1 protein-coding gene is annotated in these 14,235 nt (G+C 61.4%); it reads right to left on the bottom strand.

The annotated features are described in order from the left end of the window. Nucleotides 1-93 precede the first annotated feature (93 nt). Entirely contained in the window at nucleotides 94-13,932 is a 13,839-nt protein-coding gene (locus ND528_RS27215) for a retention module-containing protein (RefSeq protein ID WP_263471662.1), read from the bottom strand. Between the last annotated feature and the right edge of the window lie 303 nt (nucleotides 13,933-14,235).

Here is a 14,235-nt window from a genome sequence, read left to right as displayed (position 1 = left end):
GCCAGTATGCGGGGCGACGATCAAATCGTCACCGCTGCATTGCCCGCAAACGCGACGGCCGCCCCACAGGAGGCGGCCGTCGTTGTTTCAGCCTCAGCTGTTGTTGTGATCGACCTTGATGGTCGGGTCGCTGCCGGCAATCAGGTTGTGCAGATTGGCGCTCGCCCAGTTGTTGCCTTCCAGTTTTATCGTCACGTCCGGCGTGGCCGCAGCGGTATCGCCCGAGTTGAATTTGCCCGCCGAGCTGACTTGCAGCGACGACGTGCCATCCACTGTGGTGATTTTCAGGAAGTTGTCGATCGTGCTGCCGGTCTCGCCCTGCAACAGGTCGCGCAGGTCGATGCGGTCGCCTTCGCTGGCTTTGAAATCCTTGATCACGTCGTTACCGGTGTCGCCCGATTTCCAGACGAAGGTGTCGCCACCGGAACCGCCAATCAGGATGTCATTGCCCTGACCGCCGATCAGCGTGTCGTTGCCGGTGCCGCCGAGCAGGATGTCATTGCCTTTGCCGCCGTCGAGCAGATCGGTGCCGCCCGAGCCGAACAGGATGTCATTGCCTGCGCCACCGAGCAGCGTGTCGTTGCCATCGTGCGCGCCGGACACATCGAACGCCTGATAGTGCTCGGTGATGTACTGGTGCACATTACTGGTGCTGACTTTGCTGACGTCGACACCGGTTTCTTTGGCGACGAACGCCTGCATCGCCTGGTAACCCTCGCCGGCAATGCCGTTGAAGCTGACCAGATCGCCGAACAGGATGTCGTTGCCTTCGCCACCATTGACGGTGTCGTTACCCGGCATCGTCGCTTCGGTATGGCCGATGATCGAGTTGGCCAGATCCTTCGGATCGATGTTGGTTTGCGGCGTTTTGTCCGAGTCGTACGGTTTCAGGTCATCGAGAGTGACGCCGCTGTTCAGGCCAATCGCTTCGACGTTCGACAGACCGTTGAGCAAGGCAAAGCCACTGGCCGAGTTGCTGCTCGTCGACGAGTTGGTGCTGTTACCGGTACCGGCCAGGTTCGACAACTCATAAGTGCCGTCGCCCTGTGCGTGGATGGTGCCCAGGTTACTGCTGCTCCAGCCCCACCATGAACTATAGGTCTGCAGAGTCACGGTGCCGGCGCTGTTGATCGTCAACGCATGGGTATTGTCGATGTAGGTGCTGAAGGTGTCGCCCGGCTTGTAGTTGCTGGTTTTCACCACGTCATCGAGCTTCACGTTGCCGTACAGCGTCGGGTTGGCTTGCTCGCCGCTCTGGTAGTAAGTCGGCTCGCCGTCGGTGATGAAGTACGTAAGGTTCTTCGCCCCGGTGTTGGCCACGGCGTCAGCGCTCTGGAACCAGTTGGCCGTGGTCTTGAACACGTCCTCGTAGTTGGTACCGCCGCCAGAGCCCATCGAGTTGAGTACGGCTTTGAGCATCGTCAGCGCGTTCGGATCGTTGAGATTCACCGACACCGACTTGTTGACCTGGGTATCGAAGTCCACCAAGAAGATGTTCACCGTACCCGAGTTGCTACCGCCCAGGCTTTGCTTGAGGCTGTTGAACACCGACGTCAGCGAGTCTTTCGCAGCGTTCAGCGACGAAGTGCTCATGCTGCCCGAGCTGTCGACCATGAACGCAATGTTGTAGTTGGTGCCCGGCACCACGGTCAGGCCGCCGATGTCAGCGACGATGATGTCGTTGGCGTCGGTGCCGGTGACGTTGTCATCACCCGACGTGGCGGTGACCGCGTTGTACACCGCAGGCACTACCGTGACCGGAATGGTCGCGGTGCTGCTTGCCGAGCCGCCGACCTGTTCGGTAGACGTCGAGGTCACGGTCAGGTTGAACTGGCCGTTGTAGTAGGTCGGCGGGGTCACGGTCAGAGAGCCGAGGTTCCAGCCGGTGACGTTGGCCTCGCCATTGCTCGCGGTAACGGTGAAGGTATGACCCGCGCCATCACTGAGCACCGAACCGACCGGTGCGCCGCTGATCTTCACGCTCAGGGTTTCCGAGCCGTCGGTGTCGGTCAGCGCGGTGCTGATCGCCGACAGTTTCACCGTGGTGCCTTCAGCGCCGGTGTTGAGCTTGTAGCCGTCGTAATAACCTTCGCCGTTGGTGCCGTGCAGATCGGAGACGGTCACGCCCGAGTTGATCAGGTCCTGCACACCGGTGTAGATCGGCACGCCGGCGTTGCTCAGATCGATTGGCGTGCTGCCGTTGACCGACAAATTGACGTCGTAACTGCCCGGCCCGCTCTGGTTGTGGTGGTAGATGTCGAGGGTGTAGTAACCGCTGGTGGTCGGGGTGAACGAACCATTGATCGCACCGCCCGCGCCCCAGGTTCCGGAAGCCACACTCTTGCCGCCAATGGTGATCAGCAGGCTGTCATCGGCGATGCCGCTGAAGCTGTAGGTCTTGCCGGCTTCCAGATAGATCAGGCCAGAGGTCTTCGATGCTGTACCGGCGGCGACGCTGCCGTCAGACTGCACGTTGGTGACGTTGGTGCTGGAGTTCGGTTTGCCGGCCGCGTCGATGACATTTTTCAGGGTGGTCGAGTTCGCGCCGCTGCCGTCAGTGCCCAGGCCCGACAGACCGGTCCAGACTTCCTTGATCAGGCCGGTGGATTTCACGCTGTTGTCGGCCACGGCCACGGTCGGCGCATCCGCCACTGGCGTGATGTCAATCTTGATCGTGCCGGTGCTGCCCAGCGCCTGGCCATCGGTAGGCTGGAACTTGATCTGCGCGTAGTCCGCCTGATTGTTGCCCAGACTGGTGCCGCCGTAACCATTGGTGCCCGACTCGTTGGCATCCGGCAGGAAACGCAGCTTGCCGGCATCGATGTCGGCCTTGCTGAAGGTCTGGTTGTTGGCGACATCCTTCCAGGTCGAGCCGTCCAGATACTGCAGTTTGCCCTCGCCCGGCAGCTGCGTGATCTTGATACCGAGGCTGCTCGCCGGGCTGTCGACATCGCTGACGCCGAAGGTCGACCAGCCGAGGACCAGCGGCGTGTCTTCGGTGCCGGTGACATTGTTAGGCGCAGCGACCGGTGCATCGTTGACCGCCACCACGTTGACCGTGGTCGTCGCGGTGTTGGAGTAATTGCCGCCATCGGTCACCGTCACGGTGATGATGCGCGGCACGGTGCTCGGGTTTTCGCTGCTGTTGGTGAAGCTGATGTTCTTGATGGCCTGCATGTAGTCGGCCAGCGTCGCGTTACCCGACAGGGTCAGGGTCACCGTGCCGTTGGTGCTGTTGGCATTGATGGTGATGCCGTTGACGCTGTTGCCCAGATTCAGCGCATCGCCGTCCTGACGGTTGGTCAGCACCACGGTGGCGCCGGTCAGCATCGTGCTGTCCGGGTCGGTGATGCTGATGTCGGTGTCAGCGATCGACACGCCGGCGCCCGGGGTGTTCTCGGTGAACGTCACTTTGTAATCGGCACCGGTCGCGCCGCTGGAGTTGTTGGCGTCCAGATCGAGCACCGGTGGTGCATCGTTGTCGATGATCGAGGTGCTGACGCTGCCATTGGTGCTGCTGACCGCGAGGTTCTCGAAGTTGCCGCCGGTAGCCGAATCGATCTTGACCACGAAGTTCTCGGTGCCTTCGGTGATCTTGTCATCGAGGGTGGCGACGTTGAACTGCGCGCTGCTGGCGCCCGCCGGGATCTTCACGGTGTACACACCAGTGAAGTCCGAACCGTCGGCAGCAGTGCCGCTGTAGACGATTTTCAGGGTCACTTCGGTCTGCGCCGGGTGATTGAGGCTGACGGTGTAGCTGGCGGTCTGGCCTTCGGTCACCGAGCTGCTGCCGGTGATGCTGACAGTGGTGGTGTCGACGGTGTCGGTGACGCTGGTCACCGCTGGCGTGGTGCTCTGTACCAGTTTTTCGAAGCTGCCACCGGTGGCGCTGCTGATGGTCGCCTGCACGGTGCCGGCATCTTTGTAGACGTCGTCAGCTGGCGCTGGAACGTTCACGGTGCCGGTGGTTTCGCCCGCTTTGATGGTGATCACCGCACCGTTCGACAGGGTCACGGTTACAGGCGAGCCAGCGGCGTTGGTCAGGGTCGCGGTGTAAGTGATCTGGCCACCCTCCGCCACCGAGCCGGTCGCCGACAGGGACAGGTTGGTGGTGTCGACGGTGTCGGTCACGGTGGTGCTGACCGGAGTCTTGTCGGCGACGAGATTTTCGAAGTTACCGCCGCTGACGTTGGTGATCGAGTTGGTCAGCGGAGCGTTGCCGGTCAGCGCATCGTTCGGTGCGACGGCGGTTACGGTGCCGGTGGTCTGGCCGACCGCGATGGTGATGTTCTGGCCGTTGGCCAACGTCACGACAACTGGCGAACCGGTGACGGGTGCGCCGACGGTTGCGGTGTAGACGACATTGCCGCCTTCGGCCGCTGTGGCGTTTGCACTCAGTTTTACGGTGGTGGTGTCGATGGTGTCGGTGACGCTGGTCACTGCTGGCGTGGTGCTCGGTACCAGGTTTTCGAAGTTGCCACCGGTCGCGGTTTTGATCGTGGCCTGCACGGAACCGGAGTCTTTGTAGACGTCGTCGGAAGGTGCCGGAACGGTTGCGGTGCCGGTGGTTTCGCCAGCCTTGATGGTGATCACAGCGCCGTTCGACAAGGTCACGGTCACTGGTGAGCCAGCGGCGTTGGTCAGTGTCGCGGTGTAAACAATCGAGCCGCCCTCAGCCACGGAGTCGGTCGCACTCAGAGACAGGTTGGTGGTGTCGGCAACGTCGGTGACAGAAGTTGAAACTGGAGTTTTGTCTGCAGCCAGATCTTCGAAATTGCCGCCAGTTACGCCAGTGATCGAGTTGGTGATCGGAGCGTTGCCGGTCAACGCATCGTTCGAAGCAACAGCGGTTGCAGTGCCAGTGGTCTGACCGACGCCGATGGTGATGGTCTGGCCGTTGGCCAGAGTTACCACGACTGGTGAGCCGGTGACCGGGGCGCCGACGGTGGCGGTGTAGGTGACAGTGCCGCCTTCAGCGACCGAGGTATCGGCGGTCAGTTTGACCGTCGAAGTGTCGATGGTGTCGGTGACAGTCGTCACGGCCGGAGCTGTGCTCGGTACCAGGTTCTCGAAATTGCCGCCGGTAGCGCTGGTGATCGTTGCCTGCACAGAGCCGGCGTCTTTGTAGACGTCATCGGATGGTGCAGGAACAGTTGCGGTGCCGGTGGTTTCGCCAGCCTTGATGGTGATCACGGCGCCATTCGACAAGGTTACGGTCACTGGCGAGCCTGCGGCGTTGGTCAGGGTCGCGGTGTAAACGATCGAGCCACCTTCGGCCACGGAACCGGTCGCACTCAGCGACAGGTTGGTGGTGTCGGCAACATCCGTAACAGTGGTCGAAACCGGTGTTTTATCCGCAACCAAATCTTCGAAGTTGCCACCGGTTACGCCAGTGATCGAGTTGGTGATCGGAGCGTTGCCCGTCAGCGCATCATTCGGAGCAACAGCGGTTGCAGTGCCAGTAGTCTGGCCAACGCCGATGGTGATGGTCTGGCCGTTGGCCAATGTCACGACGACAGGCGAACCGGTAACCGGAGCGCCGACGGTGGCGGTGTAAGTCACGGTGCCGCCTTCGGCGACCGACGTATCGGCGGTCAGTTTGACGGTCGAGGTATCGATGGTGTCGGTGACTGTCGTCACCGCTGGAGCAGTGCTCGGTACCAGGTTTTCGAAATTGCCGCCGGTGGCGCTGGTGATCGTTGCCTGGACGGAGCCGGCGTCTTTGTAGACGTCGTCAGATGGTGCCGCAACGGTTGCGGTGCCAGTGGTTTCGCCAGCCTTGATGGTGATCACGGCGCCGTTCGACAAAGTCACGGTCACTGGTGAGCCAGCAGCATTGGTCAATGTCGCGGTGTAGGTGATCTGGCCACCTTCGGCAACAGAGTTGGTGGCGCTGAGCGAGAGACTGGTGGTGTCGGTAACGTCGGTGACAGAAGTCGAAACTGGAGTTTTGTCCGCAACCAGATCTTCGAAATTGCCGCCGGTTACGCCAGTGATCGAGTTGGTGATCGGAGCATTACCTGCCAACGCATCGTTCGCAGCAACAGCAGTTGCAGTGCCAGTGGTCTGGCCGACGCCGATGGTGATGGTCTGACCGTTAGCCAATGTCACGACGACAGGCGAACCGGTAACCGGAGCGCCGACGGTAGCGGTGTAAGTCACGGTGCCGCCTTCAGCCACCGAAGTATCAGCCGTCAGTTTGACGGTCGAAGTATCGATGGTGTCAGTGACCTGAGTGACCGCTGGAGTGGTGCTCGGCACGAGATTTTCGAAGTTACCGCCGGTGGCGCTGGTGATCGTTGCCTGAACGGAACCGGCATCTTTGTAGACGTCGTCGGACGGTGCAGGAACAGTTGCGGTGCCGGTGGTTTCGCCTGCTTTGATAGTGATCACGGCGCCGTTCGACAACGTGACTGTCACAGGCGATCCAGCGGCGTTGGTCAAGGTCGCGGTGTAGGTGATCTGGCCACCTTCAGCCACCGAGTTGCTGGCGCTGAGCGAGAGACTGGTGGTGTCGGTAACGTCGGTGACAGAAGTCGAAACTGGAGTTTTGTCCGCAACCAGATCTTCGAAATTGCCGCCGCTGACGTTGGTGATCGAGTTGGTGATCGGCGCATTACCGGCCAACGCATCGTTCGCAGCAACAGCGGTTGCGGTGCCAGTAGTCTGACCGACGCCGATAGTGATGTTCTGACCATTGGCCAAGGTCACGACCACAGGCGAGCCAGTAACTGGCGCACCAACGGTGGCGGTGTAAGTCACGGTGCCGCCTTCGGCCACCGACGTATCAGCTGTCAGTTTGACGGTCGAAGTATCGATGGTGTCAGTGACCTGAGTGACCGCTGGCGTGGTGCTCGGCACGAGATTTTCGAAGTTGCCACCGGTAGCGCTGGTGATCGTCGCCTGGACGGAACCGGAGTCTTTGTAGACGTCGTCGGACGGTGCAGGAACGGTTGCGGTGCCAGTGGTTTCGCCAGCCTTGATGGTGATCACGGCGCCGTTCGACAAAGTCACGGTCACTGGTGAGCCAGCAGCATTGGTCAATGTCGCGGTGTAGGTGATCTGGCCACCTTCGGCAACAGAGTTGGTGGCGCTGAGCGAGAGACTGGTGGTGTCGGTAACGTCGGTGACAGAAGTCGAAACTGGAGTTTTGTCCGCAACCAGATCTTCGAAATTGCCGCCGCTGACGTTGGTGATCGAGTTGGTGATCGGCGCATTACCGGCCAACGCATCGTTCGCAGCAACAGCAGTTGCAGTGCCAGTGGTCTGGCCGACGCCGATGGTGATGGTCTGACCGTTAGCCAATGTCACGACGACAGGCGAACCGGTAACCGGAGCGCCGACGGTAGCGGTGTAAGTCACGGTGCCGCCTTCAGCCACCGAAGTATCGGCGGTCAGTTTGACCGTCGAAGTGTCGATGGTGTCGGTGACAGACGTCACGGCCGGAGCAGTGCTCGGAACGAGGTTCTCGAAATTGCCGCCGGTTGCGCTCTGGATGGTCGCTTCAACGCTGCCGGCGTCTTTATAGACGTCGTCTTTCGGTGCATCGACGGTCACGCTGCCGGTGGTTTTGCCGGCCTCGATGAGGATAGTCGCACCGTTCGACAAGGTCACGGTGACCGGTGTGCCAGCGGCGTTGCTCAAAGTCGCGGTGTAGGTAATCTGGCCGCCTTCGTTCACCGCGCCGGTCGCGCTGAGCGACAGGTTGGTGGTGTCGACGGTGTCGGTCACGGTGGTGCTGACCGGGGTCTGGTCGGCGACAAGATTTTCGAAATTACCGCCGCTGACGTTGGTGATCGAGTTGGTCAGCGGCGCGTGGCCGGCGAGGACGTCGTTCGGCGCGGTGGTGCTCACGCTGCCGCTGGTCTTGCCGACTTCGATAGTGATGTTCTGACCGTTGGCCAGGGTGACGACCACAGGCGAACCGGTGACCGGCGCGCCGACGGTGGCGGTGTAGGTGACGGTGCCGCCTTCGGCTGCGGTTTCGGTGGCGGTCAGTTTGACCGTCGAGGTGTCGACGGTGTCGGTGACATCGGTAACCGCTGGCGTGGTGCTTGGCACCAGGTTTTCGAAGTTGCCGCCGATGGCGTCTTTGATCGTGACTTCGACTTTGCCGGCGTCTTTGTAGACGTCATCGGCAGGTGCCGGAACGGTGACGGTGCCGCTGGTTTTGCCGGCCTCGATGGTGATCACCGCGCCGTTGCTCAGGCTCACGGTCACTGGCGTGCCGGCCGGGTTGCTCAGGGTTGCGGTGTAGACAATCGAACCGCCCTCGGCCACAGAGCCGGTCGCGGACAGCGACAGGTTGGTGGTGTCGGCGACGTCGGTTACCGAGGTCACCGCCGGGGTCTGGTCGGCGACGAGATTTTCGTAATTGCCACCACTGGCGCCGTCGATTTTCACGCTCAGGGTGTTGCCGCCGGCCTGTGCATCGTTCGGCGCGGTGAAGTTGACGCTGGCGCTGCTGGCGCCGACCGGAATGGTGATGGTCTGGCCGTTGGACAGGGTCATCACCACTGGCGAACCGGTGACCGGTGCGGTCACGGACGCGGTGTAGACAACCACGCCGCCTTCTACCGCACTGGCGCTGGCGGTCAGCGCAACAGTGCTGTTGTCGATGGTGTCGGTGACATCAGTTACCGCAGGAGTCTTGTCGATCACCAGATTTTCAAAGTTGCCGCCGCTGGTCTTGGTGATGCTCGCATCGACCTTGCCGGCGTCCTTGTACACGTCATCGCCAGGCGCGGCGACGGTTGCAGTGCCAGTGCTCGCACCCTTGGCAATGTTGATCACCGCGCCGTTGCTCAGGGTCACGCTCATGGCGGTGCCGGCCGGATTGCTCAGGGTTGCCGTGTAGACGATCGAGCCGCCCTCGGCAACGCTGCCGGTGGCGCTCAGGCTGATGTCGGTGGTGTCGACGGCGTCGGTGACTTTGGTCACCACAGCCGAACGATCGGCCTCGACGCGCTCGAAATTGCCGCCGCTGTGGCTGGCGATCGCCGTCCGCACGTTGCTGCCATCGATGTACGGCGTATTGGCGGGCGCCGGGAAATTCACCGAACCGCTGGTAGCTCCGGCAGCGATGTTGATCACCGCGCCGTTGGCCAGGGTTACGGTCATCGCAGTGCCGGCCGGGTTGCTCAGGGTCGCGGTGTAGGTGATCTGGCCACCTTCGCTGACGGTATCGCTGGCGGTCAGGGTCAGTGCGGTTGTGTCGACGGTGTCGTTGACCGTGGTGCTGACCGGAGTCTTGCTGACGTCGAGTTTCTCGAAGTTGCCACCGCTGGCGTCGGTCATGGTTACGGTGAGCTTGCTGACGTCCTTGTAGACGTCATCGCTCGGTGCGGCAATCGTCACCGAACCGCTGGTCTTGCCGGCTTCGATAGTGATGGTCTGGCCGTTGCTCAGGTTGACGGTTACCGGCGTTTGCGCGGCGTTGGTCAACGTTGCGGTGTAAGTGATCGAAGAGCCTTCGAGCACATAGCTTTCTGCGCTGAGGGTCAGGTGCGTGGTGTTGACCGTGTCGGCAACGTTGGTCACCGCAGGCGTAGTGCTCGGCACCAGATTTTCGAAGTTGCCGCCGGTGGCGTCCTTGATGGTGACTTCGACTTTGCCGGCGTCTTTGTAGACGTCATCGGCAGGTGCCGGAACGGTCACGGTGCCGGTGGTCTTGCCGGCTTCAATGGTGATGACCGAACCGTTGCTCAGGTTGACGGTGACCGGCGTACCGGCCGGGTTGCTCAGCGTCGCGGTGTAGGTGATCTGCCCGCCTTCATTGACGTTGCCGGTGGCAGTCAGCGCGACGCTGGTGGTGTCGACGGTGTCGGTCACGGTGGTGCTGACCGGGGTCTTGTCGGCGACCAGATTTTCGAAGTTGCCGCCGCTGACGTTGGTGATCGAGTTGGTCAGCGGTGCGTGACCGATCTGCACGTCATTCGATACCGGGGCGGTAACGCTGCCGGTGGTCTGGCCGACGGCGATGGTGATGTTCTGGCCGTTGGCCAGGGTCACGACCACAGGCGAGCCGGTGACTGGCGCGCCGACAGTGGCGGTGTAGGTGACGGTGCCGCCTTCCGCGACCGAGGTGTCGGCGGTCAATTTGACCGTCGAGGTGTCGATGGTGTCGGTGACTTGAGTGACCGCTGGCGTGGTGCTCGGAACGAGGTTCTCGAAATTGCCGCCGGTGGCACTGGTGATGGTCGCCTGCACGGAGCCGGAGTCTTTGTAAACGTCGTCGGACGGAGCCGGGAAGCTCACATTACCGCTGGTTTCGCCTGCCTGGATGGTGATGACGGCGCCGTTCGACAAGGTCACGGTCACTGGCGAACCGGCAGCATTGGTCAAGGTCGCGGTGTAAGTGATCTGACCACCTTCGGCCACAGAACCGGTCGCACTCAGCGACAGGTTGGTGGTGTCGGTAACGTCCGTGACAGAAGTCGAGACTGGAGTTTTGTCCGCCACCAGATTTTCGAAGTTGCCGCCGCTTACGCCAGTGATCGAGTTGGTCAGCGGAGCGTTGCCGGTCAAGGCATCGTTCGGTGCGGTGTAAGTGACGGAGCCGGTGGTCTGGCCGACGGCGATGGTGATGTTCTGACCGTTGGCCAACGTCACGACCACAGGCGAGCCGGTGACTGGCGCGCCGACGGTGGCGGTGTAAGTCACGGTGCCGCCTTCGGCAACCGAGGTGTCTGCGCTCAGCTTCACTGTCGAAGTGTCGACGGTGTCAGTGATTTCGGTCACTGCTGGCGTAGTGTTCGGCACCAGATTTTCGAAGTTGCCGCCGGTGGCGTCCTTGATGCTGACTTCGACCTGGCCGGCGTCTTTGTAGACGTCATCGGCAGGCGCTGGAACGGTAACGGTGCCGGTGGTTTTGCCGGCATCAATGGTGATCACCGAGCCGTTGCTCAGGGTCACGGTTACCGGGGTGCCGGCCGGATTCGTCAGCGTCGCGGTGTAGGTGATCTGGCCACCCTCGGCCACAGAGCCGGTGGCGCTGAGGCTCAGGCCAGTGTCATCAACCGAGTCGGTGATCGTGGTCACCGCTGGCGTGTTACTTGGCACCAGGTTTTCGAAGTTGCCGCCGGTAGCGCCAGTGATGGTGGTGCTGACGGTGCTGCCATTGTTGTAGACGTCGTTGGCCGCAGTCGGCACGTTGACGGTGCCGACGGTCTCGCCGGCTGCAATGGTGATGGTCGAACCGTTCGACAGGGTGACCGTTACCGGGGTTTGCGCCGGGTTGGTCAGGGTCGCGGTGTAGGTGATCTGACCGCCTTCGACGATGTTATTCGTCGCAGTCAGGGTCAGACCGGTGTTATCAACCGAATCAGTGATCGTGGTAACGGCTGGCGTGGTATTTGGCACCAGGTTTTCGAAGTTGCCGCCGGTAGCCCCGGTGATCGTCGTGCTGACGGTGCTGCCGTTGTTGTACACATCATTGGCCGCAGTCGGCACGTTGACGGTGCCGACGGTCTCGCCAGCGGCAATGGTGATGGTCGAGCCGTTGGACAGCGTGACGGTTACCGGGGTTTGTGCCGGGTTGGTCAACGTCGCGGTGTAAGTGATCTGGCCGCCTTCGACGACGTTATTCGTCGCAGTCAGGGTCAGACCGGTGTTGTCGACCGAATCGGTGATCGTGGTAACGGCAGGTGTGGTGTTTGGCACCAGGTTTTCGAAGTTGCCGCCGGTAGCGCCAGTGATCGTGGTGCTGACGGTGCTGCCATTGTTGTAGACGTCGTTGGCCGCAGTCGGCACGTTGACGGTGCCCACGGTTTCGCCGGCCGCGATGGTGATGGTCGAACCGTTCGACAGGGTGACGGTCACCGGCGTCTGCGCCGGGTTGGTCAGTGTCGCGGTGTAAGTGATTTGACCGCCTTCAACAATGTTATTGGTCGCGGTCAGCGTCAGGCCGGTGTTATCAACCGAATCAGTGATCGTGGTAACGGCAGGCGTGGTGTTCGGCACCAGGTTTTCAAAGTTGCCACCGGTAGCGCCAGTGATCGTGGTGCTGACGGTGCTGCCATTGTTGTAGACGTCGTTGGCCGCAGTCGGCACGTTGACGGTGCCCACGGTTTCGCCGGCCGCGATGGTGATGGTCGAACCGTTCGACAGGGTGACGGTCACCGGCGTCTGCGCCGGGTTGGTCAGTGTCGCGGTGTAAGTGATTTGACCGCCTTCAACAATGTTATTGGTCGCGGTCAGCGTCAGGCCGGTGTTATCAACCGAATCAGTGATCGTGGTAACGGCTGGCGTGGTGTTCGGCACCAGGTTTTCGAAATTGCCGCCGGTAGCCCCGGTGATCGTCGTGCTGACGGTGCTGCCGTTGTTGTACACGTCGTTGGCCGCAGTCGGCACGTTGACGGTGCCAACGGTTTCGCCAGCCGCAATGGTGATGGTCGAGCCGTTCGACAGAGTGACGGTCACCGGGGTTTGCGCCGGGTTGGTCAAGGTCGCGGTGTAGGTGATCTGGCCGCCTTCAACAATGTTGTTGGTCGCGGTGAGAGTCAGGCCGGTGTTGTCGACCGAGTCGGTAATGGTGGTAACGGCTGGCGTCGGGTTCGGCACCAGATTTTCGAAATTGCCGCCGGTAGCGCCAGTGATTGTGGTGCTGACGGTGCTGCCATTGTTGTAAACGTCATTGACCGCAGTCGGCACGTTGACGGTGCCCACGGTTTCGCCAGCCGCGATGGTGATGGTCGAACCGTTGGACAGAGTGACGGTTACCGGCGTCTGCGCTGGATTAGTCAGCGTCGCGGTGTAAGTGATCTGACCGCCTTCAACAATGTTGTTGGTCGCAGTCAGGGTCAGGCCGGTGTTGTCGACCGAGTCGGTAATGGTGGTAACGGCTGGCGTCGGGTTCGGCACCAGATTTTCGAAATTGCCGCCGGTAGCGCCGGTGATCGTGGCCGTAACGGTACTGCCATTGTTGTAAACGTCATTCGCTGGGGTCGGCACGTTGACGGTGCCGATAGTCTGGCCAGCGCCAATGGTAATGGTCGAGCCGTTCGACAGAGTGACTGTTACCGGCGTCTGCGCTGGATTAGTCAAAGTCGCCGTATAGGTAATCTGGCCGCCTTCGGTCACGCTCGAACCAGTCGTCAACGTGACGGTAGTGGTATCGACGGTGTCTGTCACTTGCGTGGTCGCCGGGATAGTCGGCGGGGTCACGGTGATGCCGTTGCCGCCGCTGGTGCCGGTGACGGTAACGTCGATCTGGCTCGGGTCGTTATAAACGGTGTCGTTCGGCGCCAGCGGCACGTTGACGGTGCCGGTGGTGGCGCCGGCCGGGATGACGATCACTGCGCCATTGGACAGAGTGATGGTCAGGTCGGTCAGCGGCGCCTGGGTCAGGGTCGCGGTATACACCAGCACGCCGCCGGCTTCGGTGATGGTCGGCGTGGCGCTGAGGCTCAGGGTCGAGTCGCGCAGCGCGTTGGTGGTGGTGTCGGTGGTCAGGCCACCGGTGGTGTCCTGCGCGACTTGGCCGGCAGAATTGATGCCCGCCGTCGGAAAGCCAATGGTCGGATCGACGCGGCCAGCGGTGGCGTCGAGCATGACAAAGCTGTGACCACCACCGGCGGCGCCACCGGTACCTGCGGCGGTCGGGCCGGCCGCAGTGGATTCGAGTGCGGTGGTCGGGTCGACACCGGCGGCGATGGCTTGCTGCAGTTCTTCTACAGAAGGCGCAGCCTGCGCCGTGGCTTCGGCCAGGTCAGTGCTGGAGTCAGGCGAGCTGGCGCTCCATTGGGTGTCGCGACCCAGATCGAGCATGCGGCCATCGGCCAGTTCCAGCGACACCGCGCCGGACAGGCCGGTATCGATCTGGTCGCCGACATACAGGCGATCGCCTTCAACGAGTACGCGACGCACGCCCTCTGGGGACACCACGAAAACCTGACCGACAATGCTTTTGACGATGGCAACAACACTGCTCATTGAAGACTCTCCGGGGTGTCACATTCAGTTGACTTCCATGGACCTGACGGGCGTCGGCGCCACTTCAGTCTGGACGTACTTTCTATAAATGGATAACTTATTGACGCTGTATTTCCGTCAATAATCTGGCTATAAATTATCGCGATTAACTTTATGCCAAACTATTGACCTTCTGGGAGCCATCCTAAACAATCGCCCCACTAATGTCACATTGATATTTCAGCGGCGACCTGTCCTTCAGCCTGTCATCCAGTTCCTCTTTTGAACTTTCCGACATACGGTCTTTCGGGTTGCCATCATCCG

Source organism: Pseudomonas mercuritolerans (genome assembly GCF_025706525.1).
Classification (GTDB): Bacteria; Pseudomonadota; Gammaproteobacteria; order Pseudomonadales; family Pseudomonadaceae; genus Aquipseudomonas; species Aquipseudomonas mercuritolerans.
This window is presented reverse-complemented; position numbering and strand designations above follow the sequence as displayed.

Excerpts from the sequence above, each read along its gene's own strand:
- ND528_RS27215 (WP_263471662.1), bottom strand. The coding sequence starts at position 13,932 with ATGAGCAGTGTTGTTGCCATCGTCAAAAGCATTGTCGGTCAGGTTTTC.